The sequence below is a fragment of the Polycladomyces abyssicola genome (assembly GCF_018326425.1).
Lineage (GTDB): Bacteria > Bacillota > Bacilli > Thermoactinomycetales > JIR-001 > Polycladomyces > Polycladomyces abyssicola.
Map to the genome: position 1 here is coordinate 143,855 of NZ_AP024601.1, position 24,444 is coordinate 168,298.

Annotated in this window: 24 protein-coding genes and 1 other annotated feature; of the genes, 21 read left to right on the forward strand and 3 right to left on the reverse strand. The window is 53.5% G+C overall.

From position 1 onward, the window contains the following. The first annotated feature begins 3 nt into the window (after window positions 1-3). Both KI215_RS00710 and KI215_RS00715 read left to right on the forward strand, forming a co-directional pair. Window positions 4-1,212, forward strand: a complete 1,209-nt coding sequence (locus KI215_RS00710; RefSeq protein WP_246512152.1) for a nitrate/nitrite transporter — start codon at window positions 4-6, stop codon at window positions 1,210-1,212. A gap of 265 nt (window positions 1,213-1,477) precedes the next feature. Next, window positions 1,478-2,590, forward strand: a complete 1,113-nt coding sequence (locus tag KI215_RS00715) for a site-2 protease family protein (RefSeq protein ID WP_212773752.1) — start codon at window positions 1,478-1,480, stop codon at window positions 2,588-2,590. 471 nt (window positions 2,591-3,061) lie between these two features. Here KI215_RS00715 and KI215_RS00720 read toward each other — a convergent pair whose 3' ends face one another. Both KI215_RS00720 and KI215_RS00725 read right to left on the reverse strand, forming a co-directional pair. Beyond that, complete coding sequence (locus KI215_RS00720; RefSeq protein WP_212773753.1) at window positions 3,062-3,874, reverse strand: ABC transporter permease; 813 nt, start codon at window positions 3,872-3,874, stop codon at window positions 3,062-3,064. Further along, window positions 3,855-4,730 (reverse strand): ABC transporter ATP-binding protein, encoded by an 876-nt coding sequence (locus tag KI215_RS00725; RefSeq protein ID WP_212773754.1) that lies wholly within the window; start codon window positions 4,728-4,730, stop codon window positions 3,855-3,857. The genes KI215_RS00720 and KI215_RS00725 overlap by 20 nt, the downstream gene beginning before the upstream one ends. Window positions 4,731-4,963: 233 nt before the next feature. On the opposite strand from KI215_RS00725, the gene KI215_RS00730 reads away from it, so the two are divergent. The 9 genes from KI215_RS00730 to pssA all read left to right on the forward strand — a co-directional run bounded on the left by KI215_RS00730 (window position 4,964) and on the right by pssA (window position 14,484). Next, on the forward strand, window positions 4,964-5,647 hold the full coding sequence (locus KI215_RS00730; protein ID WP_212773755.1) for an HAD family hydrolase: 684 nt from the start codon (window positions 4,964-4,966) through the stop codon (window positions 5,645-5,647). A gap of 66 nt (window positions 5,648-5,713) precedes the next feature. Continuing rightward, on the forward strand, window positions 5,714-6,403 hold the full coding sequence (locus tag KI215_RS00735; RefSeq protein ID WP_212773756.1) for an MgtC/SapB family protein: 690 nt from the start codon (window positions 5,714-5,716) through the stop codon (window positions 6,401-6,403). A gap of 142 nt (window positions 6,404-6,545) precedes the next feature. Then, window positions 6,546-7,016: a CtsR family transcriptional regulator gene (locus KI215_RS00740; protein ID WP_212773757.1), complete on the forward strand. Its 471-nt coding sequence runs from the start codon at window positions 6,546-6,548 to the stop codon at window positions 7,014-7,016. A gap of 5 nt (window positions 7,017-7,021) precedes the next feature. Continuing rightward, window positions 7,022-7,549 carry a protein-arginine kinase activator protein McsA gene (locus KI215_RS00745; protein WP_212773758.1) on the forward strand — a complete coding sequence of 176 codons (528 nt, stop codon included), beginning with the start codon at window positions 7,022-7,024 and terminating at the stop codon, window positions 7,547-7,549. 15 nt (window positions 7,550-7,564) lie between these two features. Continuing rightward, complete coding sequence (locus tag KI215_RS00750; protein WP_212773759.1) at window positions 7,565-8,644, forward strand: protein-arginine kinase McsB; 1,080 nt, start codon at window positions 7,565-7,567, stop codon at window positions 8,642-8,644. A 17-nt stretch (window positions 8,645-8,661) separates the two neighbouring features. Further along, complete coding sequence (clpC, locus tag KI215_RS00755; protein ID WP_212773760.1) at window positions 8,662-11,103, forward strand: ATP-dependent Clp protease ATP-binding subunit; 2,442 nt, start codon at window positions 8,662-8,664, stop codon at window positions 11,101-11,103. 112 nt (window positions 11,104-11,215) lie between these two features. Further along, window positions 11,216-12,595: a DNA repair protein RadA gene (gene radA, locus KI215_RS00760; protein WP_212773761.1), complete on the forward strand. Its 1,380-nt coding sequence runs from the start codon at window positions 11,216-11,218 to the stop codon at window positions 12,593-12,595. Beyond that, on the forward strand, window positions 12,595-13,674 hold the full coding sequence (gene disA, locus KI215_RS00765) for a DNA integrity scanning diadenylate cyclase DisA (protein ID WP_212773762.1): 1,080 nt from the start codon (window positions 12,595-12,597) through the stop codon (window positions 13,672-13,674). Before radA ends, disA begins: the two co-directional genes overlap by 1 nt. 105 nt (window positions 13,675-13,779) lie before the next feature. Beyond that, the gene (gene pssA / locus KI215_RS00770; RefSeq protein ID WP_212773763.1) at window positions 13,780-14,484 is read left to right on the forward strand and encodes a CDP-diacylglycerol--serine O-phosphatidyltransferase; all 705 of its coding nucleotides are present in this window, start codon (window positions 13,780-13,782) and stop codon (window positions 14,482-14,484) included. A 268-nt stretch (window positions 14,485-14,752) separates the two neighbouring features. Here the strand turns inward: pssA and KI215_RS00775 are convergent, their stop codons facing one another. Then, window positions 14,753-15,148 (reverse strand): nucleoside triphosphate pyrophosphohydrolase family protein, encoded by a 396-nt coding sequence (locus KI215_RS00775; protein ID WP_212773764.1) that lies wholly within the window; start codon window positions 15,146-15,148, stop codon window positions 14,753-14,755. 244 nt (window positions 15,149-15,392) lie between these two features. Here KI215_RS00775 and KI215_RS00780 point away from each other — a divergent pair, with 244 nt between their 5' ends. From KI215_RS00780 to KI215_RS00825, 10 genes are all read left to right on the forward strand, one after another. Beyond that, the gene (locus tag KI215_RS00780; RefSeq protein WP_212773765.1) at window positions 15,393-15,890 is read left to right on the forward strand and encodes a CarD family transcriptional regulator; all 498 of its coding nucleotides are present in this window, start codon (window positions 15,393-15,395) and stop codon (window positions 15,888-15,890) included. A gap of 83 nt (window positions 15,891-15,973) precedes the next feature. After that, on the forward strand, window positions 15,974-17,062 hold the full coding sequence (locus tag KI215_RS00785; RefSeq protein ID WP_212773766.1) for a PIN/TRAM domain-containing protein: 1,089 nt from the start codon (window positions 15,974-15,976) through the stop codon (window positions 17,060-17,062). 130 nt (window positions 17,063-17,192) lie between these two features. Then, window positions 17,193-17,837 carry a 2-C-methyl-D-erythritol 4-phosphate cytidylyltransferase gene (gene ispD, locus KI215_RS00790; RefSeq protein WP_212774998.1) on the forward strand — a complete coding sequence of 215 codons (645 nt, stop codon included), beginning with the start codon at window positions 17,193-17,195 and terminating at the stop codon, window positions 17,835-17,837. Continuing rightward, window positions 17,834-18,316: a 2-C-methyl-D-erythritol 2,4-cyclodiphosphate synthase gene (ispF, locus tag KI215_RS00795; RefSeq protein ID WP_212773767.1), complete on the forward strand. Its 483-nt coding sequence runs from the start codon at window positions 17,834-17,836 to the stop codon at window positions 18,314-18,316. Before ispD ends, ispF begins: the two co-directional genes overlap by 4 nt. Before the next feature lie 33 nt (window positions 18,317-18,349). After that, on the forward strand, window positions 18,350-19,816 hold the full coding sequence (gene gltX, locus KI215_RS00800) for a glutamate--tRNA ligase (RefSeq protein ID WP_212773768.1): 1,467 nt from the start codon (window positions 18,350-18,352) through the stop codon (window positions 19,814-19,816). A gap of 164 nt (window positions 19,817-19,980) precedes the next feature. After that, window positions 19,981-20,218: a binding site (T-box leader), on the forward strand. Window positions 20,219-20,259: 41 nt separating this feature from the next. After that, complete coding sequence (gene cysE, locus KI215_RS00805) at window positions 20,260-20,982, forward strand: serine O-acetyltransferase (RefSeq protein WP_212773769.1); 723 nt, start codon at window positions 20,260-20,262, stop codon at window positions 20,980-20,982. Next, complete coding sequence (cysS, locus tag KI215_RS00810) at window positions 20,951-22,351, forward strand: cysteine--tRNA ligase (protein WP_212773770.1); 1,401 nt, start codon at window positions 20,951-20,953, stop codon at window positions 22,349-22,351. The genes cysE and cysS overlap by 32 nt, the downstream gene beginning before the upstream one ends. After that, a complete protein-coding gene (locus KI215_RS00815; protein ID WP_246512153.1) occupies window positions 22,348-22,788 on the forward strand; it encodes a Mini-ribonuclease 3 in 441 nt (146 codons plus the stop codon). The genes cysS and KI215_RS00815 overlap by 4 nt, the downstream gene beginning before the upstream one ends. 342 nt (window positions 22,789-23,130) lie before the next feature. Continuing rightward, the gene (rlmB, locus tag KI215_RS00820) at window positions 23,131-23,865 is read left to right on the forward strand and encodes a 23S rRNA (guanosine(2251)-2'-O)-methyltransferase RlmB (protein WP_212773771.1); all 735 of its coding nucleotides are present in this window, start codon (window positions 23,131-23,133) and stop codon (window positions 23,863-23,865) included. Between the two features lie 12 nt (window positions 23,866-23,877). Beyond that, window positions 23,878-24,387, forward strand: coding sequence for an NYN domain-containing protein (locus KI215_RS00825; protein ID WP_212773772.1), 510 nt, complete (start codon window positions 23,878-23,880; stop codon window positions 24,385-24,387). The last annotated feature ends 57 nt before the right edge of the window (window positions 24,388-24,444 follow it).

Below are 24,444 nucleotides of genomic sequence, written 5' to 3' on the forward strand. Positions count from 1 at the left end.
ACAGTGCGCTCGTTTTTGAGAGCTGGACATTTGCCCAGTTTGTTGTCAGCATTTTTGTATTTTGATGTCAGTTTCATGGTGTGGGTGTTGTTGGGTGCTTTGGGTGTGATGGTGGCGCAGGATCTCAATTTGAATGCGACACAAAAAGGTCTGATGGTGGCGGTGCCGATCCTGGGAGGTTCCATCTTTCGCATCATCATGGGACTTTTGACCGATCGGATCGGTGCCAAGCGCACCGGTCTGATCGGAATGACCGCCACGATGATACCGCTCTGTTTGCTGTGGTTGATGGGCACCAACTTGCCACAGGTGTTTGCCGCCGGTTTTCTGCTGGGGATTGCCGGTGCCAGTTTCGCTGCAGCCATTCCGTTGGCCAGTCGTTGGTACCCACCGGAGTACCGGGGGTTGGCGATGGGGATTGCTGGGGCTGGTAACAGCGGTACAGTGTTTGCTGTGTGGTTTGCTCCCCGTTTGGCGGAGACGTTCGGCAGTTGGCATGCCGTGTTCGGATTGGCGATGATCCCGATCGGACTGGTCATGATTATTTTTGCTCTATTCGCCAAGGACGCGCCTGATCAACCGCCGGCACAACCGCTTCATTCGTATTTTGCTGTATGGAAAGAAAAAGATGCATGGCTGTTTTGCTTCTTTTACAGTGTCACGTTTGGTGGTTTTGTCGGGTTCTCCAGTTTCTTGCCGATTCTGATTCATGATCTGTACGGGCTGAATCAGGTACAGGCATCCAGTTTCGTGACGGCTTGCGTGTTTGCGGGTAGTTTTGTCCGTCCGATCGGCGGTTGGTTGGCTGATCGCATCGGCGGAATTCGCATGTTGCTGGTTCTCTTTTCCGTCATTGCCTGCCTGGTGGCCTCTGCTGCTCAATTGCCGCCGTTTGGCTGGATGATGGGACTGTTGATCATGTTGATGATCGGGCTGGGCATGGGCAACGGTGCCGTGTTCCAGTTGGTGCCCCAGCGGTTTGCCAAAGAGATCGGCGTGATCACCGGGATGGTCGGTGCAGCCGGCGGTATCGGTGGTTTTTATCTTCCGTTCGGTTTGGGTGCGCTCAAAGACATGACTGGTACCTACTCCACTGGTTTGTGGGCGATTGCGGCTGTGGTGGCATTGGCGTTTATCTCGATGTGGGTGGTCAGCCGGCGTTGGCGCCGTGAGTGGGCGCGTCAATCGTCGGTCGGCAACGTCACGGTGTGAGACGGGACAAGTTTTCTTGCTGTGTAACGATCGGAGTGCTGAAAGTAGGAAAAATGAATGGTATGGCTCTGGTCACGGCGGATCGGCCGCTTGTCAGCAATTTCGGATAGAGTGTCTATGAGATCTGGCCTGTTGCCAGATCTTTTTTTACTCCCCGTCTTTCAAACGATGAAACGCTGTTCGGATTGTCGTGCGTGAAAAGTCGAAACTTGTGATAACATGAAAAAGAGAGGCGATTGTGTGACGGATAAGGAGGAGTAAGCGTTTGGCTAACCGTGATAACAGGAACAGCGGCATGAAAAAAACATGGTGGGGCGGTTTGATTGCGCTTTTGATCGGCTTTGGCGGGAAACTCAAGTTTTTGCTCCCCATTCTCAAACTGGGAAAAGCGGGAGGAACCATCTGGACCATGCTTTTGTCCATCGGTGCGTATGCCCTGTTTTATCCATGGACCTTTGCGCTCGGATTGGTGGTGATGATGCTCATCCACGAGATGGGGCATGTGTGGGCCGCGCGCAGGAAAGGATTGCCCGTGTCAGCGCCGTCATTCATCCCATTTCTGGGAGCGTTGATCATGATGCGGAAAATGCCCGCTGATGCCGTGACTGAGGCTTATATTGCCTACGGCGGTCCATTCGTGGGTACCATCGGTGCGGTGCTGTGTTTGGTGGTCGGTGTGGTGACCGGATACAAACCGCTCTACTCGATTGCGCAGGTGGGGTTTTTGCTCAATCTGTTTAACCTGTTGCCGATTCACCCCTTGGACGGCGGGCGGATCGTGACCGCCATCTCCCGTTGGTTGTGGGTGGTGGGGCTCGTTGGAGGCCTCGTCTTGGTGATTGTCACGTTCAGCCCGCTGCTGTTGCTGATCTGGTTGTTATTTGCTTGGGAATTGTGGTCGGCCTTTCTCTCCGACAGGCGCAAAAAGCCCAGGAAGATCCATGTGGAGGCGTTTGTACCGGAAAGCCGCTGGGAGGAGGCGGGTGTCTGGATACCTGCCGAGTCCCATCAGCGGGTCTTGCCCCATATACAGTATTGTCGGGTGGAAGACCGAGAACATGTGTGTTCGGTCGTCTACCCGGGTATAGGGCAAGTCTTTCAATTCGAAGGTGTGAAGGGGCGGTTTGAAGAAGTGCGGATGAACGGGGCCGACCGCTTCATGGATCACGACACCGGTCAACCCCTTGTCCGTTTGCGACTGGAAGCTCAATATATACCATCCCCTGAGGAAGATCCGTCGTTGCGCAAAAGTGCGGAATACTATCAAGTTCCCGGAAGGACACGCTTTGTGTACGGGGTAGCCTATTTCGGACTCATTTTGGCATTGGTGTTGCTGATGGGCGTAACGCATAGGATGATATCCGGTTTTGATCTGTAGAGAAAAAGCGAAAGTGTGGTTGTTTGCTTCGGAACAAAAGGGTGTGAAAAGAAAAAAGCCGTCCCCCAGCAAAGAGGCCTGAAATACATCGATACGAAAAACGATGGGGGACGGCTCTGCACAGGACTTTCTTCGGTCAGTTGACACTCGGTTCGGTGAAGTTGACGATGGCGTCTGCCCCGTCGATTTTGCGCACTTAATCGCCCATATTCGGCCATCCCACTTTACAAAGCGGATGCCCCTGCCGGTATGCTTCCGACATTGTGTCAGATCGTGAGTGTAGAGGGGAATTTCGCAATTTTATCTCGTGGGGACATATGGATCAAACACTTCGAGAGTGGATCGACGGTGCATTCGTCCCCTCTGAAAGAGGGTGGCCGTCTTCCCTCAAGAGACCTTGCATTGTCCATCAGGGATCGAAAGGGAAAACGGCACGCAAATCCGTATGATAGACTATGGTTTCCGTTTTTTTTATCCATTCCGCTTCAGCTTGCCCGTGCGCATCGCATAACGTTCCGCCTGCAGGAAGATCCACAAGCCCAGCGGAACCAGTATGACGCCAATCAACAGCAGGATGCCCAACTTCGGCAAAAGTGCGACGACACCGGTGCCGTGCAGGATGGCGTCCCGTGCCGCATCCAGCGCATATGTCGCGGGAGAGATGGCGGACAGGGGGTGAAGCCATTTGGGCAACACGTCGATTGGATAGTACACACCGGAGACGAGCAAGATGATGCCCTGAATGATATGCGTCGCCTGGGTGCCGCGTTCGGGGGACAACAGGGGAAGAACTGCAGCGATCAGGCCCAGACCCATAAAAGCGGGACTGGCAACCGCCAGTACGATCAGTGCGGCAGGGAAATTCGCCTGCGCCAAAGGCAGGTCGAAAAAGAGGGCCACGACAGCCAAGACGATAATGGAACGGATCGTTCCGTACAGCACTGCAAACAAGCACATCCCCGCCAAGTGCGTGATGCGGCGGATCGGTGCCATAAACGTGTATTCGATCGTTCCTTCCCATCGTTCCCACGTGATGGAGTTGGCTACCTCTTCAAACAATACGGACATGAATCCCCAGAAAAGCGCGCCGATCACCAGATACAGTACCATTTGCCCCTGGTTGGGCGTACCCTGCATTGTCAACCCGATCAATCCGATCGTCAAGGTGTTGACGATATTATAGAAGAGAAACACCACTTCCCAAGCCAGATAGCGCCGGATCAGACGGAAGCTGCGCTCGACGAATGCATAAGCGGCGTTCCACTCACGCATCCATGTCTTCATCGGCCAATGCCTCCTCCCAATCTTTCCCTGTCAGTTCAAAAAAGACGGTTTCCATTGAGTCGGCTCCGACGAGCCGTTTCAAACCGTCGGGCGTGTCCAAGGCGACGATGCGACCTTGGTCGATGATGGCGATCCGGTCGCACAATGATTCCGCTTCTTCCATATCATGTGTGGTTAAGAAGATGGTCGCATCATGTGTTTGCATTACTTCCTTGATGTATCTCTGCACATCCCTTTTTGATTTTGGATCCAGACCTGTCGTGGGTTCATCCAGTAAGATCAGTACCGGGGAGGTCATCAGAGCCCGGGCGATTGCCACTTTTTGCTGCATTCCCCGGGAGAGATTCTCCAACGGCGTGTGTACCTTGTTTTTCCGAATACCCAGCCGCCGAAGAATCTCCATCGCTCGTTTTTCTCCTTCGTCTACGGGCAATCCGTACAAGCGGGCGGCATACCGCAGGTTTTCCATCGCCGACAGCTTTTTGAAAAAGGATGCCTCCACCGAAACGCGGTTGATCCATCGACGCACTTCGTGCTGATGGCGAACGACATCCTTGCCGAAAATGGTCACCGTACCACTGTCGGGAAACAGGAGCGTCGACAGCAATCGGATCAATGTCGATTTACCTGATCCATTGGGTCCCAATAAACCGAAGATTTCTCCTCGCTGTACCTTGAACGACACGTCGTCCACTGCTTTCACCACCCGACGTTCGCCACGAAACCAGTTGGACCAGCGTCGGCTGCCTTCCACAGTTTCCACGAATTCTTTGTTGACGTGCTGACAATGGATGGCGACATCATCCTCAGATTGACGGTGGGTAGAATGTTCCGGGGTTGAGACGGCTTGTGTCATGAGCACGCACTCCTTTCCAAAGAAAATGCCACAAGCCGGCAGGCCTGTGGCGTACGTGCAGCAACGATAAAATAATAACCAACAACTTTTATATTATCGATTTTTCCAGGAAAAGTCAACCATCCCATGTTCTTTTTTCCTCGATATCATCGACTTGCCTATCTTCCGTTTGTCCGGTATGGTATCGTCAAGTTGATCGAAATATACATAAATAAACAAGGAGTCGTGGGACGATGTCGCAACATGCTATGATTTTTGATTTGGATGGAACGTTGTTTCAAACGGAGAAAGTGGCGGTACCGGCTTTTCGCCGGACATTTGAGCGATTGCGCCGGTCGGGTCGTTATGAAGGATCTTTACCGACCGATGAAGAGATCCAATCCGTATTTGGTCTCACTCATGTGGAGATCTGGAACCGACTGCTCCCCGGGGCGGACGAACAAACCAAACAGACGGCCGATCGATGGATGTTGGAGGAAGAGCTGCACTGTTTGCAGCAGGGAATGGGAGCGTTATATCCCGGTGTGGGTGAGACGTTGCACCGGCTTGCGCGGGAAGGATGGCCTCTGTTTATCGCCAGTAACGGGATTTTACCCTATGTGAAAGGCGTATTGACGGCATTTGAGCTACTGCCGCTGTTTTCCGGCATCTATACTGCGGGTGAATACCAGACCCGTGAAAAAAAGGATCTCGTTCGCATTTTGATGAACGAACATGGGGTGACGGGCGGATATATGGTGGGTGACCGCAGTTCGGACGTGGAAGCCGGTCTGGCCAATGGTCTGACGGTCATTGGATGCCGATATGCCGGTTTTCCCAATTTCAGCGGAGAAAGTGAGCTGGATGGGGCGCATGTGGTAATCGATTCGTTCCCATCTTTATTGAACGTGATAAAAAGCGTGTCTGACCAAAGGTAAATGGGAGAAGCTCGTTAACGTCCGAAAACGATGACGGAATTCAGGGAGGATGAGGAGGGAAAACAGATGGAGAATATATGGTCGATTTCCATCGGGGAAGCCACATTACGGTTATTTTTAGCGGTGGTTTTGGGTGGTTTAATCGGGTGGGAGAGAGAACACAACAACCATCCCGCCGGTTTTCGAACACATATTTTGGTGAGTTTGGGATCGGCGCTGATCATGCTGTTGTCCATCTACGGTTTTTCGGAGTTTGTATATGAGCCCAATGTCAGGACCGATCCGGCACGGTTGGCGGCTCAGGTCGTCAGCGGAATCGGGTTTCTGGGAGCAGGTACGATTTTGCGTCACGGATTTTCGGTGACGGGACTCACCACTGCCGCCTCGTTGTGGGTGGTTTCCGGCATCGGGTTGTCGGCGGGTGCGGGTTTTTATTACCCTGCCATATTGACTACCGCACTGGCGCTGATCAGTTTGGAATTGTTGAATCGGGTGGAACATCTCCTGTTCGTCTCCCGGCGTCAAAAAACGTTGCGCATCCGAGTGAAGGACAGGCCGGGTACATTGGGGGATTTGGCGACGATCTTGGCGCAGTTCGGTGCCAGCATCCGCAGAGTCTCCATTGAAGAGGAGGACCCTGATGAAGAGATGATCGATATTGTGTTTACGATTCGGATGCCGGAAAAATTCCCGGAAAGCGACTTGATTGAAAAATTGAGGCAAGTGGAAGGTGTGATGGCGGTTATCTCCGGGTAATTCAGTAAGTGAGGCGGTATGAAATGCTGGAGATCAAGAAAAAATGAGAAGGACGGCTGTATCCCTCTTGGCGAACAAATGGGAATGAATTATAATAAAGTCAGAAGGTCAAAGTTAGTCAAAGTCAGCAGGAGGTTGTCCGATGAGATGTATCACGGACATCATCGAACATCATCTGAAGAAAATTCTCAATGAAAGCCCGACGGGGATGATTGAGATAAAAAGGAGCGAACTGGCTCACCTGTTTCAATGTGTGCCGTCGCAGATCAACTATGTGATCAGTACCCGTTTTACTTTGGAAAAAGGGTACGTGGTGGAGAGCAAACGGGGCGGTGGGGGTTTTATCCGCATTCGCAAAGTGAAACACGCTTCCAAACGTACCTATTTCGATGTGTTGCTTAAGCAGATCGGTCAGTCGATCCATCAGGCGGCTGCCGAAGACGTGATCGACCGTCTGCGGGATGACGGCATCATCACGGAGCGGGAAGCCAAGTTGATGCGCAAATCGGTGTCCCGCGAAGTGTTAACATTACCCGTCAACGTTCGGGACCAGGTGCGGGCTGGTTTGATGCGGGCGTGGGTTGCGATTTTACTGGCGGACAAAGGAGAGTGACGCCGATGCTTTGTCAAGAGTGCGGAAAACGGCCGGCGACACTTCATTACACCAAAATCGTCAACGGCGAGAAAACGGAATTTCATCTCTGCGAAGTTTGTGCCCAAGAAAAAGGGGAACAGATCCCCATGATGGAAAACGGGTTTTCCATTCATCAACTGTTGTCCGGACTGCTCAACTTCGATGCTCCTTACACGGAAGGTGAGCAGGCGAAGCAGACGGTGCAGTCCGGTGCGCTCCGCTGTCCCACGTGTGGATTGACCTACACGCAATTCAGCAAGATCGGACGGTTGGGATGTAGTGATTGTTACCAAGCATTCGGGGAGCGACTGATTCCGCTGTTTCGTCGGGTTCACGGCAGTACTAACCACCGTGGTAAAGTCCCGGAACGAACGGGGGGACGGTTGAAGATTCGGCGGGAAATCGAACAGCTTAAGGAACAGCTAAAGCAGTGCGTTGCCCGGGAAGCATTCGAGGAAGCTGCCCGACTGCGTGACCGGATCCGCGCCCTGCAGAGGAAACTGGAAGGCTGAAAGGGAGGGAGAAAGTTGTCGCTTCAACGCTTTATCCAAAGCGCGATGAGCGAGTGGATGCGAGGCGGAGGGCCCCAATCCGACATCGTGATCAGCTCCCGCGTTCGCATCGCACGAAATTTGGCCGGACTTCCCTTCCCGATGCTGGCGACCGCATCCCAGTCAGAAGAAGTGGTACGGCGAGTAGAAGAAGCATTTCAGGAAGAGAAGGAACAGCCGTATTTTCGAGACGCGGAATTAATCCGGATGGACACGTTGAATGACTTGCAGAAGCGTGTGTTAGTGGAAAAGCATTTGATCAGCCCTCATCTGGCGGAAGAGTCCCGCCATGGTGCAGTGATTTTAAGCGGGAATGAAGCGGTCAGCATCATGGTCAACGAAGAGGATCATCTGCGGATACAGTGCCTGTTCCCGGGATTTCAGCTGAAGCAAGCCTGGAAGTTGGCCGATCATATCGATGATACGCTGGAACGTCATCTGTCTTACGCATTTGACGAACAATGCGGGTTTTTGACCAGCTGTCCCACCAATGTGGGCACGGCCATTCGGGCATCGGTGATGTTGCATCTGCCCGCGTTGGCCATAACCCAGCAGTTGAACCGTCTGTTCCCGGCGATTACGCAAGTCGGGTTGGCCGTTCGCGGGATCTATGGTGAGGGGAGCGAAGCGCTGGGTAACCTGTACCAGGTGTCCAACCAAGTTACATTGGGGCAGGAAGAAGAAGAGATCATCGATAATTTGGTCAGTGTGGTCGGTCAGATCATCGACCAGGAGCAATCGGCCCGCCGGCGGTTACTCGAATCTTCCCCGATTCAGCTGGAAGATCGGGTGCACCGGTCCTACGGCATTCTGGCCCATGCCAGGGTGATGGATTCCAAGGAGGCAATGCAACGGCTGTCCGATGTTCGGTTGGGCATCGACCTGGGGTTGATCAAAGGTGTTTCGGCCACGGTGCTGAATGAATTGATGGTAATGACCCAACCCGGATTTTTGCAGCAATATGCCGGTCAGCGTTTGGACCCTGGCGAACGGGACATCCGCCGGGCGGTGTTGATCCGCGAGCGTTTGGCATTCGAACACGACGACGAAAACTAAAGTGAGGTGGATGAACGATGATGTTTGGCCGATTTACGGAACGCGCACAAAAAGTGTTGGCATTGGCACAGGAGGAAGCCGTTCGTTTGGGTCACAGCAATATCGGTACGGAACATATTTTGCTCGGTTTGGTGCGTGAAGGAGAAGGCATCGCTGCCAAGGCGCTGATCGGACTGGGTTTGGGATTGGAAAAAATCCAAAACGAAGTGGAATCCCTCATCGGCAGGGGACAGGGACAACCGACCAACATCGCCTATACGCCCCGGGCGAAAAAGGTGATTGAACTGTCGATGGATGAAGCGCGCAAACTGGGTCATACCTATGTGGGTACGGAGCATATCCTGCTCGGCCTCATCCGTGAGGGGGAAGGTGTGGCTGCCCGTGTGCTGAACAATTTGGGTGTCAGCCTGAATAAAGCGCGGCAGCAAGTGTTGCAACTGTTGGGAAGCAATGAAGCCGTTTCCTCTCACCAAGGCGGGGGAACCGGAGCCAATACACCGACGTTGGATAGCCTCGCCCGCGATCTGACCGCTGCGGCCCGGGAAGGTAACCTGGACCCGGTAATCGGTCGGAGCAAGGAAATTGAACGGGTGATCCAAGTATTGTCTCGGCGGACCAAAAACAACCCGGTCCTGATCGGGGAGCCCGGTGTCGGGAAAACGGCGATCGCTGAAGGATTGGCGCAACGGATCGTCGACGGTGAAATTCCGGAAACCCTCCGGGGCAAACGGGTGATGACGCTTGATATGGGTACCGTGGTTGCCGGTACCAAATACCGTGGGGAATTTGAGGATCGGCTGAAAAAAATCATGGACGAGATCCGGCAGGCGGGCAACATCATCCTGTTCATCGACGAGCTGCACACCTTGATCGGTGCTGGTGGTGCGGAAGGAGCGATCGACGCTTCCAACATCCTGAAACCGGCATTGGCCCGCGGTGATCTGCAGTGCATCGGTGCCACCACACTTGATGAGTACCGAAAATACATCGAGAAAGATGCAGCTTTGGAACGGCGTTTCCAACCGATCCAGGTCGACGAGCCGACGCCGGAGGAAGCTATCCTGATTCTGCAGGGTCTGCGCGACCGTTATGAAGCGCATCATCGTGTGAAGATTACTGATGAAGCGATCGAAGCCGCGGTGAAACTGTCTGATCGTTACATCACTGACCGGTTCTTGCCGGACAAAGCGATCGACCTGATCGACGAAGCGGCCTCCCGTGTCCGGCTGCGTTCCTACACGGTGCCGCCTGAGTTGAAAGAGCTGGAGCAAAAACTGGAGGAAGTGCGCAAGGAAAAAGATGCGGCCGTGCAGAGTCAGGAGTTTGAAAAAGCCGCGTCCCTCCGCGATCGGGAACAAAAACTGCGTGAGGAATTGGAGGAGACGCGCAATCGGTGGAAAGCCGATCAAGGCAAAACCGATTCCGAGGTGACGGCCGAAGATATCGCGGATATCGTCTCGCAGTGGACGGGTATTCCGGTGCGCAAATTGGCCGAGGAAGAGACGGAGCGCCTGTTGAAAATGGAAGAAATCCTGCATCAGCGCGTCATCGGACAGGATGAAGCGGTCAAAGCCGTTTCTCGGGCAATCCGCCGGGCGCGAGCGGGATTGAAAGATCCGAAGCGTCCGATCGGGTCCTTCATCTTCCTCGGTCCGACCGGTGTGGGGAAAACCGAATTGGCCCGGGCGCTGGCCGAAGCGCTGTTCGGGGATGAAAATGCGATGATTCGCATCGATATGTCCGAGTATATGGAGAAACACTCCACCAGCCGGTTGGTGGGAGCGCCTCCGGGATACGTGGGCTACGAAGAAGGCGGCCAACTGACCGAAAAAGTGCGGCGCAAACCGTATTCGGTAGTGTTGTTCGACGAAATCGAAAAAGCGCACCCCGAAGTATTCAACATTCTGTTGCAAGTGTTGGAGGACGGTCGTTTGACCGACGGTAAGGGACGTTTGGTCGACTTCCGCAACACCGTGATTATCATGACCTCCAACGTTGGGGCGGACATGATTCGCAAAAGCACTCGACTCGGTTTCACGACGGGTGACAGTGACGGTTACGAGGACATGAAGGAAAAAGTGATGCAGGAACTCAAACGCAGTTTCCGTCCCGAGTTCCTCAACCGGATCGACGATGTCATTGTGTTCCACTCCCTGAAAGAAGAGCATTTGCAACAAATCGTCACCTTGATGTCCGAAGAACTGCGTAAACGCCTGAAAGAACAGGACATTGACTTCGTGCTGACCGACAAGGCCAAAGAACACCTGGCCAAAGTCGGATTCGACCCACAATACGGTGCCCGTCCGCTGCGCCGTGCCATTCAGAAACACATCGAAGATCGGCTTTCCGAAGAGCTCTTGCGCGGCACGATTCAACGGGGTGATACTGTGAAAATCGATGTGAAGGACGGTCAGTTGACGGTGGAAAAAACGGAACTGAGTCCGTCTCATTCGCAGTGACGGTTGCCAAGGCCCCTCTTGCGAGGGGCCTTCCGGTTTTCTGACCAACGTGCCGAACCCGAATAATCGTGCTATAATGAGAATGAATATCGATGATGGATGGGGTCGCCAAGTGGCAAAAACGAAAAGCAAATTCGCCTGTCAAGAATGCGGGTACATATCGGCCAAATGGATGGGACGCTGCCCCGGATGCGGTGAATGGAACACCATGGTGGAAGAAAGAGAAACAACTGGATCCCGAGCAGGAGGATGGGGCGGTGTATCCCGTAAAAAACAACAGAAGGCTGTTCCAATCACACAGGTGGAACAGGCACGACAAACCCGTGCAGACACAGGCATTCGTGAACTGAACCGGGTACTGGGCGGCGGTGTGGTGCCGGGATCGCTCATCTTGGTGGGAGGAGATCCGGGCATCGGCAAATCAACGTTGCTGTTGCAGGCATCATTTCAGTTGGCTACTCGCGGCGTCTCGGTACTCTATGTCTCGGGGGAAGAATCCACGGAGCAGACCCGGATGCGTGCCGATCGCCTCGGGGCGTTGGATGAGCGTTTGCTGGTGGCAGCGGAAACGGACCTGACCGCCGTGGAGTCGCTGGTGGAGCAGGTAGAACCGAAAGTGTTGGTGATCGACTCCATCCAGACGATATACCATCCCGACGTCGGATCGGCTCCCGGGAGCGTCGCGCAAGTGCGGGAATGCACCGGACAGTTGATGCGACTCGCCAAGGAACGGGGAGTAACGGTCATCATCGTCGGTCATGTCACCAAAGCGGGTGCGATCGCAGGTCCCCGACTGTTGGAGCATATGGTGGACGCGGTGTTGTATTTCGAAGGAGAGCGACATCACACCTATCGAGTGCTTCGTGCCGTGAAAAACCGGTTCGGCTCCACCAATGAGATCGGTGTGTTTGAGATGAAGTCGGAAGGATTGGCCGAAGTATCCAATCCTTCGGAAATGTTTTTGTCCCAGCGTCCGTCCGGTGTGGCCGGTTCGGCCGTAACGGCGAGTGTCGAAGGAACACGGCCGATTCTGGTTGAATTGCAAGCGTTGGTGGCACCCACCAGTTTTGCGACCCCCAAACGGATGGCGACCGGTGTGGACCACCATCGTGTGGCGATGATTTTGGCCGTGCTGGAAAAGAGGCTGGGCATGTTTCTGCAAAATCAGGATGCTTACGTCAATGTGGTGGGAGGCGTGCGTTTGGACGAACCGGCCGCCGATTTGGCTGTAGCCGTCAGCATCGCTTCCAGTTTTCGCGATCGTCCAACGAGAGCGCGTGACGTCGTCATCGGAGAAGTGGGTTTAACTGGTGAGGTTCGGGGTGTTTCCCGAATTGAGCAGCGAGTGGCGGAAGCCCATCAAATGGGCTTTCAACGAGTCATTATCCCGGAGAAAAGCCGAAAAGGCTGGACGCCGCCGGCCGGGTTGGAAGTGATCGGGGTTTCGACGGTTGAAGAGGCATTGGAAGTCGCGTTGGGAGGGTCGGATTAGTGAGAGAAAAAAGTGAACGGGATCAATTTGTCAGCCGTGTGTTGCGTATGGTTGCTCCCGGAACCCAATTTCGTGAAGGATTGGACAATGTGTTGGGGGCCAAGACCGGGGCGTTGATCGTGGTGGGCTACGATGACAGCGTACGGGAGATTGTGGATGGCGGATTCCACATTGACAGCCCTTTTTCGGCCGCTCATCTGTATGAGCTGGCCAAAATGGATGGCGCCATCATTTTAAGTGACGACGGGAAACGCATTTTGTACGCCAACACCCAATTGGTGCCCAGCTCGTCCATCCCTTCGACGGAAACGGGGATCCGGCACCGAACGGCTCAACGAACGGCCCGGCAGACGAACAAATTGGTCATCGCCATTTCCCAGCGGCGAAACGTGATCACGCTGTACCAGGGCAACTTCCGTTATGCGCTCAAGGATATCGGCGTCATTCTCACCAAAGCCAATCAGGCCATCCAGACGCTGGAGAAGTACAAATCCGTATTGGATCAATCGACGACCAACCTGAGTGCATTGGAATTTGAAGAGTTGGTTACGTTAAACGAAGTGGCTATGGTGATCCAGCGGATCGAGATGGTATTGCGCATCAAGAGCGAAATCCAGACCTACATCAATGAGCTGGGGACGGAAGGCCGTCTGATCAGCATGCAGCTGGAAGAGCTGGTGGCCAATGTCGAAGACGAAGCGTATCGGCTGATCAAGGATTACTGTTATGATCCGCGTAAAATCTCGCCGGAGGACGTGTTAAAGGAACTGAAGGAACTGTCTGCGGATGAGTTGTTGGAACACAGCAACATTGTACGCATTTTGGGATATCCGTCGAATATCAATATTCAGGAAGAGGCCGTCTCACCGCGAGGGTACAGAATCCTGAACAAAATCCCGCGTCTTCCTGCCCCCATCATCCAAAAGCTGATCGACAAATTCGGTTCGTTGCCGCGTGTGATGATGGCGACGATCGAAGAGCTGGACGAAGTGGAGGGAATCGGAGACGTACGAGCCCGGGCCATCAAGGAGGGGCTGAAACGCATTCAGGAACAGGTCTTTATTGACAGACATATCTAAATAACCTAGAATGAAACCACAACAAAACCTGCCAATTATGAAGGGAGATGACGTTTTTATCGTTCGCGGAAACGGCATTTTAAAGGATTTGGGGGGTTCCCTTCTATGTTCGCTAGAGCACTGCCCAGCTTTTTTACTATCGGGAACTTATTCTTAGGAATTATATCGATTATCCTCGCTGTTCAGAGCGAGTGGCAATATGCTGCGATTATGGTCATTATCGGTATGTTGTTGGATGGTTTGGACGGCCGAGTGGCTCGCATGCTCAACACGCAAAGCGAGTTCGGCAAAGAGCTGGATTCGCTGTCCGATGTCATCTCCTTCGGAGTAGCCCCCGCTTTAATCATGTATGTAGCGGTTTTGAAGGATTACGATATCTGGGGATGGATCATCACCGCGGTGTTCCCCATTTGTGGTGCGTTGCGGTTAGCCCGATTCAACGTGCAACCGGGGATTCCCGGCTATTTTATTGGTTTGCCGATTACAGCCGCGGGCGGCGTGTTGGCGACGATGGTCCTGTACAGCGACCTCGTTCAGCGACCGATGTTGGTATTGGGCATGTTGCTGCTGTCGTATCTGATGATCAGTCAAATCAAGTACCCTAACTTCAAAAAAATCGGGTTTTCACGGAGCTCCTTTTGGATGGCTCCACTGTTGCTGGTTTTCATCGCGATGATCGCCGTGCGTTATCCAGAGCAGTTTCCCAAAGTCGTATTTGTACCGCTTGCGTTGTATGCTTTTTACGGACTGATGAAAAAATCCATCCTCAAGCGGAGAAGAGAGGATTTGGAAGAACCGGTCGAGGAATAACAAAAGGGAAAAGTTCAAAGAGAATGGGAATGAGGGTGACCATTTACCCGCGAGCGAGCAGGAAAACGGTCGACCCCAGAATCGCAAGTGGATTTCTTCACAAAACGCTGTCAGCAGTATCGCCGCCAAGTTGTTACTTGGCGGCTTTTTTATCTGCTGTGATGGATTTTGCAACCTTTTTTAAGGAAAACGCGTTGATTATAATACACACAGGTATATGATATTTTTGAATAATAGAAAAAAGTCGGATACCCTTGGCCCTTCCGCATTATCGCAAGTTGAACACCCCCAGAGTGGACAGCTTGTCCGACTCCTGGTGCACGATCTCATCCAGGGGCAATTCCAGCAGATTGCACAAGGCGGTGAAATAGAATAGGTGTTTTCCCATTTCCGCTTTGACCACATCTTGACAATGGTCGCACAAGCGGCCGGACAAATGCGTCTTGAATCTGTCCTTTAATTCAGAAATCGAAGCCTCATAGTCCACTGGTTGTCGTGCTGCGTGGACTTCGATGCATCCGCATTCCGTTACGGCCTTCATCAGCGCGCGGTTGACGCGTGAGGTGGAATCTTGGAATTTGGAGGTTACATCGAGAAAACTGCGGTGGCGCAACAATAGGTCCGACACCTGCTTTTGAAACGAGGTCAGACGGCTGTCGCCCATCGTTTTCACCTCTTTCGTTGAGCTTGGATATGTCGGATGGATCAGGCAACGTTTGGAAAATGTCTATGCCCATTATAGCTGTCAGGGAAACATGGTGTCAATTTGTTCAAACAAGGGGTTTACATCAAAAAATCTATTGACGCTAATTTGTCAGGTATGATAATATAATGTTTTTAAATTTGTTGACATATCTCCAGGCATGTGATATCTTGGAAATAGATATTGCCCTTTGGAGGTGGGTTGATTGTTCAACATCGGTGACAAGGTGGTATATCCGATGCATGGCGCAGGCGTCATCGAATCGATCGAAGAGAAAGAGATTCTCGGTGAACGCAAGAAGTACTATGTCATGCGCATGCCGATCGGGGATATGAAAGTGATGATCCCGATGAACAATGTGCAAAGTATCGGATTGCGCGAAGTGGTGGATGAAGAGACTGTTGAGCGTGTCATTGTCCGGTTGCGCAATCGGGACAAGGGTTTGACGGACAATTGGAATCGTCGATATCGTGCCAATATGGACAAGATAAAAAGCGGGGACATCTATGAAGTGGCAGACGTCGTCAGAAGCTTGATGCTCAGGGATCGCGAAAAAGGATTATCCACCGGTGAACGCAAGATGTTGGACAATGCCCGCCAGATATTGATCAGCGAATTGGTTTTGGCCAAAGGAATGAATGAAGAACAAGCTTTCTCTCTGCTTGACGAATTGGTTTGTTCAACCGAAAATGCCTCCAGTTGAAAGGTTCACAATAAAATCCCAGGAACCGGGTTTTCATTTCGAAGGATTGTCTATAATGAGTATTAAGAAGGAGGTGAAGCCCCATGTTGAAGCGATTTGTGCATCTCGCCTTTGCATTGACTGGCGCAACGTTGGGGTACACGTTGGGTCCCGCGCTATTTGCGATGCTTCGTCAATCTCCCCTGAATTTCGGCGACGTACCCGCACCACATTACATCGGAGCCGTTTTGGGGGCGCTCCTCCTGTATCTGTCGGCGATATGGCTTTCAACCAATGTCGTGCAGTGGATAAAATGGAGCGAGGAACGGTTGGTGAAAATACCGGCCGCAGACATCCTGTTCGGTGCCTTGGGTCTCATCTTCGGACTGATCGTCGCATTTTTGATCGAACCACCGTTGTCCAAACTGCCCATTCCTGGGATTTCGTCGATCCTTCCGTTTTTGGTCTCCGGGTTGTTGGGATATCTCGGGTTTCGAGTCGGTTACAAGAAGCGCGATGAACTCTTATCCATTTTTACGATGGGTCGCCAAGGCAAGGACCAAAAGAAAAAAGAATCGCGGGATATTGAACATAAAATCTTGGATACCAGTGTGATCATCGATGGCCGCATTTTTGACATTTGCCGTACCGGCTTTTTGGAAGGAACATTGGTAATCCCCAGCTTCGTGCTGGAGGAGTTGCAACATATAGCGGATTCTTCGGACGTGCTGAAGCGGAACCGCGGTCGCCGCGGTCTGGACATTTTGAACAAGATCCAAAAGGAACTTCGTATGGAAGTGCTGATTTATGAGGGCGATTTTGACGAAGTGTCCGAAGTGGACAGCAAACTGGTCAAGCTGGCCAAAGTGTTGTCGGGGAAAGTGGTCACCAACGATTTTAACCTGAATAAAGTATGCGAATTGCAGGGCGTCAAGGTGTTGAACATCAACGATCTGGCCAATGCGGTCAAACCGGTCGTCTTGCCGGGAGAAGAGATCAACGTCCAGGTGATCAAGGACGGTAAAGAGCACGGACAAGGTGTCGCCTATCTGGATGACGGCACGATGATCGTCATCGAAGGCGGCCGTGAGTACATCGGTGAACGGATTGACGTCCTGGTGACCAGTGTCCTGCAAACGTCCGCCGGTCGGATGATTTTTGCCAAGCCGAAATTGCTGGAACGTGCGCTATAATAAAAACGGATCAATGGAGGCTGACCGCATCGCCCGCGGTGAAACAACCGTCGGGCGATGCTGTGTCTGAAGGGGGATTTTCGGTTTGAGCGTAGGCGTCATCATCCCGGCCGCCGGACGGGGAAAGCGGATGGGGACCAAAGTAAGCAAACAATTTCTCCCGTTGGGGGACAAGCCTGTACTCATTCATACGTTGATGGTGTTTGAAACCCATCCGGAAGTGGATGAGATCGTCGTGGTGGCCGGCGCTGGAGAAGTGTCTCGCGTCGAGGAGATGGTCGCGCAGTACGGCTTGGAAAAAATCAGTGCAGTTGCGACCGGTGGACAAGAACGGCAGGATAGCGTACGATCAGGACTGGAGCATTTGCAAACCGAATGGGTGCTGGTACACGATGCCGCTCGTCCGTTTGTCACTCACGGGCACATCACGGAGTTGCTAAAAGTGGTTCGCCTGCACGGAGCGGCCATTTTGGCCGTGCCGGTCAAGGATACGATCAAACAGGTGGACCCTGCCGGCATCGTGGAACGGACACCGGATCGCCAATCGTTGTGGGCGGTGCAGACCCCCCAAGCTTTTCGCCGTTCTCTGTTGGTACAAGCCCATCAGAGGGCCTTGGAACAGGGGATGACAGGAACGGACGATGCGATGTTGGTGGAAGAGTTGGGGATCGACGTCCGAGTAGTGATGGGGGATTATCAGAATATCAAGTTGACCACGCCCGAGGATTTGGCGATTGCGGAAGCGATCTGGAAAATGAGGGGTACGGAAAGATGATTCGCATCGGACAAGGTTTTGATGTGCATCAATTGGTTGAAGGGCGTCCGTTGATTATCGGGGGTGTGCGGATCCCGCACCCGCTGGGATTGTTGGGCCATTCCGATGCCGACGTGCTGTTGCACGCCATCACCGATGCGGTGTTGGGTGCGCTCGGTGAGGGGGATATCGGTAAGCATTTCCCGGACACGGACCCGGCTTACAAGGATGCGGACAGTGCGGTGTTGCTCCGCGAAGTGTGGAAACTGGCCAAGGAAAAAGGGTATAAACTGGGCAACGTGGATGCCACAATCATCGCCCAAGCGCCGAAAATGGCACCGCACATCCCGGCCATGCGCGAACGGGTGGCGACATTGTTGGAGGCGGATGCGGATCAGGTGAACATCAAAGCGACCACCACCGAACGGCTTGGTTTCACCGGTCGGGGGGAAGGCATCGCGGCGATGGCTGTTGTCTGTCTGATCGCGCACCAAGCTTGAACGGGACAGGAGAGCAGGAGGGAGTGGATCGAGATGGCAAAAACGGTACGCACGCGTTACGCGCCCAGCCCGACGGGTCATTTGCATATCGGCGGGGCGCGAACGGCACTGTTCAGCTATTTGTATGCGAAAAAACACGGTGGTTCCTTTATCGTTCGCATCGAGGACACTGATGTGGAACGGAACGTGGCCGACGCCGAGCAAAAACAGTTGGCGGGATTGAAATGGCTCGGTATTGATTGGGATGAGAGCGTTGATGTGGGAGGACCCTACGGCCCGTACCGCTCAATGGAACGGTTGGACATTTACAAGCAGTATCTGGACAAGTTGTTGAAGGAAGGGCATGCCTATCCCTGCTACTGTACGCCGGAGGAGCTTGAACGGGAGCGGGAAGCTCAGCTGGCCCGCGGTGTCGCACCCAAATACTCCGGGCGGTGCCGTCACCTCACGCCGGAAGAACGAGCCAAGTTGGAAGCGGAAGGGCGCAAGCCCAGCATTCGTTTCCGTGTACCCGAAGGGCGCACGATCACCGTGGAAGATGAAGTGCGCGGCCAGGTGCAATTCGAATCGGACGGAATCGGAGATTTTATTCTGGTACGTCCCGACGGACGGCCAACCTACAACTTCGCCGTGACCGTGGATGACGCGCTGATGGAGATCACCCATGTGGTGCGGGGAGAGGAGCACTTGTCCAATACGCCGCGGCAAATATTGCTGTACGAGGCGATGGGCTTCACGCCTCCGAAATTTGCTCACGTGTCGTTGATTCTCAATCCGGAAGGCAAAAAGATGAGCAAGCGGGACGAGTCGATCATTCAGTTTATCGACCAGTACCGCGAGTTGGGCTATTTGCCGGAAGCCTTGATCAACTTCATCGTATTGCTCGGTTGGGCTCCGGAAGGGGAAAAGGAGATCTTCAGCAAGGAAGAGCTGATTGAGCGCTTCTCCCTGGATCGTGTTTCCAAAGCGCCAGCTGTGTTTGATACCGGCAAACTGAAATGGATGAACAACCATTACATCAAACAGGCGCCGGTTGAACGCATCACGGAACTGGCCCTGCCGCACCTTGAAAAAGCCGGACGAATCACCTTGCCGCTCGACGAGGAAAAACGGGCGTGGGTGACGCGATTGGTCGGATTGTACCAGGAACAGTTGGACTACGTGGCGCAAATCGTGGAATTGTCGGAGATGTTCTTCCGCTCCAAGGTAACATATTCCGATGAGGCCAAAGAAGTGCTCGCTCAAGAACACGTCCCGGAAGTGATTGAAGCGTTCCTGAAACAGTTGGAGGGTGTAGATACGCTCACACCGGACGACATCAAGGCGAAGTTGAAACAAGTGCAGAAAGAGACGGGTTATAAAGGGAAACAGCTGTTCATGCCGATCCGTGCCGCAGTGACGGGAGAAGTGCACGGCCCTGATTTGCGCGAAACCTTGTCACTGCTGGGGCCGGAAACGGTTCGCACCCGTCTGCAACACTTTATGGAAAATCGGATATGATAATGGAAAGCTGGTTGCTTTTCTGATCACAGGACAGGTCCATGCGGATGAAACTGTCCGTCTCAGGGGTGTCTTCGTCTCACATGCTTCTTTCGCTCGTCAGTTGGACCGCTCTGTGTTAAACTAAACACAAACAGGCCATCTTCAACTTTAGGATATGATGATAAGAAGCGATGAACGGGAGAGTACCGCGATGTCTGGTTCGCTCCAGAGAGGGACGCCGAAGGCTGGAAGCGTCCTGCGAACAGCGCGCGGGAAATGCACCCGTGAGCTGTCGCCCGAAACTCGATCTGAGGGGAGTAGGCGCGACCGGCTTTCCGCCGTTAACGGACCAGAGGGGGATGAGTCCCGCCAGGGATTCGTCCAAGCAGAGTGGAACCGCGGGAATACACCGTCTCTGCAGCGTGAGCTGCGGAGGCTTTTTTATTTGGGGGGTGGAACAGATGTCTTGGATTCAACGTTGGAAAGAGATGCGGGAAGTCATCCGGGCGGATATTCAAGCCGTGTTTGACAGGGATCCGGCTGCGCGCAGCACACTGGAGGTTGTGTTGACCTACTCCGGTTTGCATGCGATTTGGATGCATCGGATCGCGCATGCACTCTATAAGCGGAAATGGTTTTTGTTGGCGAGAATCATTTCGCAGTTCAACCGCTTTCTGACAGGCATCGAAATCCATCCCGGCGCCAAAATCGGTAAAGGGTTGTTCATTGATCACGGCATGGGTGTCGTGATCGGAGAAACATGCGAAATCGGCGATTACGTCACCATTTATCAAGGGGTGACATTGGGAGGGACTGGGAAGGAAAAGGGAAAACGTCATCCCACGATCGAGGATCATGTATTGATCGCATCCGGAGCCAAAGTATTGGGTTCCATGCGGATTGGACGCTGCTCCAAAATCGGAGCGGGTTCGGTCGTATTGCGGGAAGTGCCGCCCCATTCCACCGTCGTAGGCGTCCCCGGGCGCGTTGTCGTCCAAAATGGTAAGCGGGTTCCAAACGATTTGGATCATGTCAATTTGCCTGATCCGGTTGCGGATATGATTCGCTCGATGCAGGAGGAAATCAGTCGTCTGCGACAAGAAGTGGACGCCTTGAAAAAGGGGCGGGAAGCAGAAGGAGGAGAGAAACACGATGTCGGTGCAAATATACAACACGCTGACTAGAAAAAAAGAACCGTTGGAGACGGTCCATCCCGGCAAAGTGAACATGTATGTGTGCGGACCGACCGTCTACAACTATATTCACATCGGCAACGCCCGGGTGTTCGTGTTTTTCGACGTGGTGCGGCGTTACCTGCAATACAAAGGCTATGACGTAAAGTACGTGCAAAACTTCACCGATGTCGACGACAAGCTGATTCGAACGGCCAATGAAGAGGGAACGACCGTACCGGAAGTTGCCGAGCGCTACATCCGGGCCTATTTCGAAGATATGGATGCGTTGGGTGTTCGCCGGGCGGATGTGCATCCACGGGCGACAGAACACATCCCGGACATGATCGAGGCGATTCGCGAATTGATCGACAAGGGCTGGGCCTATGAACGTGACGGGGATGTGTACTACCGTGCGCTGAAGAAGGATGATTACGGCAAATTGTCCCACCAAGCGATCGCCGATCTGAAAGCGGGCGCACGGATCGAGGTGAACGAGCGCAAGGAACACCCGCTCGATTTCGCCCTGTGGAAAAAGGCCAAACCAGGTGAAATCAAATGGGATAGCCCATGGGGGGAAGGGCGGCCTGGATGGCATATCGAGTGCTCGGTCATGTCTCGCAAATATTTGGGCGAAACGCTCGATATCCACGCTGGCGGCAAGGACTTGTGTTTTCCGCACCACGAAAACGAAATCGCGCAGAGTGAGGCCCTGACGGGAAAACCGTTTGCCCGCTATTGGATGCACAATGAATTTGTCAACATGGGCGGCGAAAAAATGTCCAAGTCGCTCGGAAACATCGTCACCGTTTATGATTTGCGGAAACGATATCCGGCACGGGTGATCCGCTATTTCCTGATCTCGGCTCATTACCGCAATCCAATCCAGTTCAGCGAAGAGGTGATGGATCAGCTGAAAAACGGGTTGGAGCGGATCGACAACGCCTGGTTCAACTTGCGGCACCGGATGACTGCGGCAACGGAGGGGCCGGCGGATCCTGCGGTGAAGGAACAGCTGAGTTCGTTGACCGCGCAATTTGAGGCGGCCATGGACGACGACATGAACACCGCCAATGCGCTAAGCGTGCTGTTTGAAGCGGTCAAACTGGTGAACGAGACGGTGGCCCAACCGGTTGTGACGCTGGGAACATTGGAAGCATTGAAGGAGTGGATGACCACGTTCGGGGGAGAGATTTTGGGCTTGATCGAGCTGGAGGGGGAAGACGCGTTGGATCGGGAGATTGAAGCTCTGATCGAAGAACGCCAACAGGCGAGAAAGCGTCGCGATTTCGCGCGGGCTGATGCGATTCGCGACCAGCTGGCCGCGATGGGAATCCTGTTGGAAGATACGCCGCAGGGTGTCCGGTGGCGGAGAAAATGAGCGGACTTTCGGTTGGAATGACCCGGCGTCCGCTCCCCCGTTCCCCCGAACAGCTCAATCCGTTGGTGCTCGCCTATGTGGGTGATGCCGTCTATGAGTTGTATGTCCGTTATCATTTGTTGACTGAAGGCATCGTCAAGCCTCAGGAACTGCAGCAAGCGGCGGTACGGTATGTGTCGGCCGGGGCGCAAGCGGCGGCGTTTCGCGATTGGGAACCGATTCTGACCGAAGAGGAGTTGGCCGTATGGCGCCGGGGTCGCAATGTGAAAAGCGGACGGGTGCCCAGACGGGCGTCGGTATCCCAATACCGTGCGAGTACCGGACTGGAAGCATTGGTCGGTTATTGGTATCTCACCGGACAGATCGGGCGGTTGACCGAGATGATGGAGCGGATGTTCCAAATAACCCGATCGGATGTGGATGATTCATCGGATTAGACTAGAGCGTGTCTGGTGAATAATGTCTTTGCTTTCCCGGTTCGCTCCAGGGTATGGCCACTCTGACCTGGAGCGCAGGGACAGGCAACGTATGCTTCGACTAAGGAAGGCCCGCGATGTTAAATTCCTGCGCTATACGAGTCTTCGCTCTGTCGGGCTTTAGCCTTCGCTCACCTGGGAAAGCATCTCTCCCTCACGGATGTTCCAGATACGCCCTGGATCATGTCTGGTAAATCCAACAAGCATTCGACGAACCAAGAACTGGGTGACCGTTTTCTCTTGAACAAGGGAAAATGGTTCACCTCGGTCAATTCTTTCAAAACACGGAAGAAGGCGAGAACGATGAAGACAGAATGGATTATGGGGAGGCAATCCGTCCATGAAGCCCTGAAAGCGGGCAGGGAGATAGAAAAAGTGCTGATCGCCGAAGGAGCAGGCAAGGGGGTCCAATCCCTGATCCGTGTGGCGAAGGAAAGGGGGATCCCCGTTCAGCATGCACCTCGGAACCGATTGGATCAATTGGCGGACGGTGATCATCATCAGGGGGTGCTCGCCCTGGTATCCGCTTATCGTTACGCATCGCTGGACGAGCTGTTCGAACGGGCGCAGTCCCGCGATGAACCTCCGTTTTTCGTGTTGTTGGACGGTATCGAAGATCCTCACAACCTGGGCTCCATTTTGCGCACGGCGGATGCGGCCGGCGTGCATGGTGTGATCATACCCAAGCGACGGGCAGTCGGGCTCACAAAGGTGGTGGCCAAGACGTCTGCGGGCGCGATCGAGTACGTGCCAGTGGCTCGTGTCACCAATCTGAACCGGACTGTGGAGGAGCTGAAGGAAGCCGGATTGTGGATTGTGGGTGCGGACGCCTCGGCAGCGCATTCTTTCGACGAGATTGACTACACTGTTCCCGTCGCGCTCGTTATAGGGAATGAGGGACAAGGGATTAGCCGATTGATGAAAGAGAAATGCGATTACCTGGTGCAGTTGCCGATGGCCGGACGAGTGGCCTCTCTCAATGCGTCGGTCGCCGCCGGTTTGATGATGTACGAGGTATTTCGCGCACGGCGCCGATAGCGGGGGAACAGCATGGAAGAGTGGCTGATAGTCGACGGTTACAATGTGATCGGCGCCCAGCCCGACGTGGAATGGTTGGGCGATTCCTTGGAAGAGGCGCGGGACAGGCTTGTACGTGCGTTGTCCGAATATCAGGCGCTGTCGGGGAGAAAAGTCATCCTGGTTTTTGATGCGCATCGGGTTCCGGGAGCCGGTGCCAAGCTGTTGGAGCAGAAAATCATCATTCATTACACCAAACAGCATGAGACGGCGGATGAATGCATCGAAAAACTGGTGCGCAAATTGAGCGGGGAACATCGGCGCATCTATGTGGCCACGTCCGACTACCTGGAACAACGCCTGATCTTCGGACAAGGGGCGTATCGAATCAGTGCACGTGAACTGTTGCGCGAGATGAAAAGTGCCAGGCGGGAGGCGACCCGGGAAATACAGGAGCGGTACCCCCCAAAAAGGCCCACGCTGGGACAGGGGCTAAAGGCGGAAATATGGCGCAAATTAGAAGGTTGGAGAAGGAAAAAATAGGGGAAAATTTGACGTTTTTGTTGCAAGTCAGATATAATAAGTTTACCCTGGGCTTTC

Bases quoted from the DNA above. Each gene is read 5' to 3' on its own strand.
- KI215_RS00730 (WP_212773755.1), top strand. From the start codon at position 4,964: ATGTCGCAACATGCTATGATTTTTGATTTGGATGGAACGTTGTTTCAA.
- KI215_RS00735 (WP_212773756.1), top strand. From the start codon at position 5,714: ATGGAGAATATATGGTCGATTTCCATCGGGGAAGCCACATTACGGTTA.
- KI215_RS00720 (WP_212773753.1), bottom strand. From the start codon at position 3,874: ATGAAGACATGGATGCGTGAGTGGAACGCCGCTTATGCATTCGTCGAG.
- KI215_RS00785 (WP_212773766.1), top strand. From the start codon at position 15,974: ATGTTGAAGCGATTTGTGCATCTCGCCTTTGCATTGACTGGCGCAACG.
- KI215_RS00815 (WP_246512153.1), top strand. From the start codon at position 22,348: ATGAGCGGACTTTCGGTTGGAATGACCCGGCGTCCGCTCCCCCGTTCC.
- KI215_RS00745 (WP_212773758.1), top strand. From the start codon at position 7,022: ATGCTTTGTCAAGAGTGCGGAAAACGGCCGGCGACACTTCATTACACC.
- KI215_RS00825 (WP_212773772.1), top strand. From the start codon at position 23,878: ATGGAAGAGTGGCTGATAGTCGACGGTTACAATGTGATCGGCGCCCAG.
- pssA (WP_212773763.1), top strand. From the start codon at position 13,780: ATGTTCGCTAGAGCACTGCCCAGCTTTTTTACTATCGGGAACTTATTC.
- KI215_RS00725 (WP_212773754.1), bottom strand. From the start codon at position 4,730: ATGACACAAGCCGTCTCAACCCCGGAACATTCTACCCACCGTCAATCT.
- cysE (WP_212773769.1), top strand. From the start codon at position 20,260: ATGTCTTGGATTCAACGTTGGAAAGAGATGCGGGAAGTCATCCGGGCG.
- rlmB (WP_212773771.1), top strand. From the start codon at position 23,131: ATGAAGACAGAATGGATTATGGGGAGGCAATCCGTCCATGAAGCCCTG.
- gltX (WP_212773768.1), top strand. From the start codon at position 18,350: ATGGCAAAAACGGTACGCACGCGTTACGCGCCCAGCCCGACGGGTCAT.
- cysS (WP_212773770.1), top strand. From the start codon at position 20,951: ATGTCGGTGCAAATATACAACACGCTGACTAGAAAAAAAGAACCGTTG.
- KI215_RS00740 (WP_212773757.1), top strand. From the start codon at position 6,546: ATGAGATGTATCACGGACATCATCGAACATCATCTGAAGAAAATTCTC.
- KI215_RS00775 (WP_212773764.1), bottom strand. From the start codon at position 15,148: ATGGGCGACAGCCGTCTGACCTCGTTTCAAAAGCAGGTGTCGGACCTA.
- ispD (WP_212774998.1), top strand. From the start codon at position 17,193: ATGGGGACCAAAGTAAGCAAACAATTTCTCCCGTTGGGGGACAAGCCT.
- clpC (WP_212773760.1), top strand. From the start codon at position 8,662: ATGATGTTTGGCCGATTTACGGAACGCGCACAAAAAGTGTTGGCATTG.
- ispF (WP_212773767.1), top strand. From the start codon at position 17,834: ATGATTCGCATCGGACAAGGTTTTGATGTGCATCAATTGGTTGAAGGG.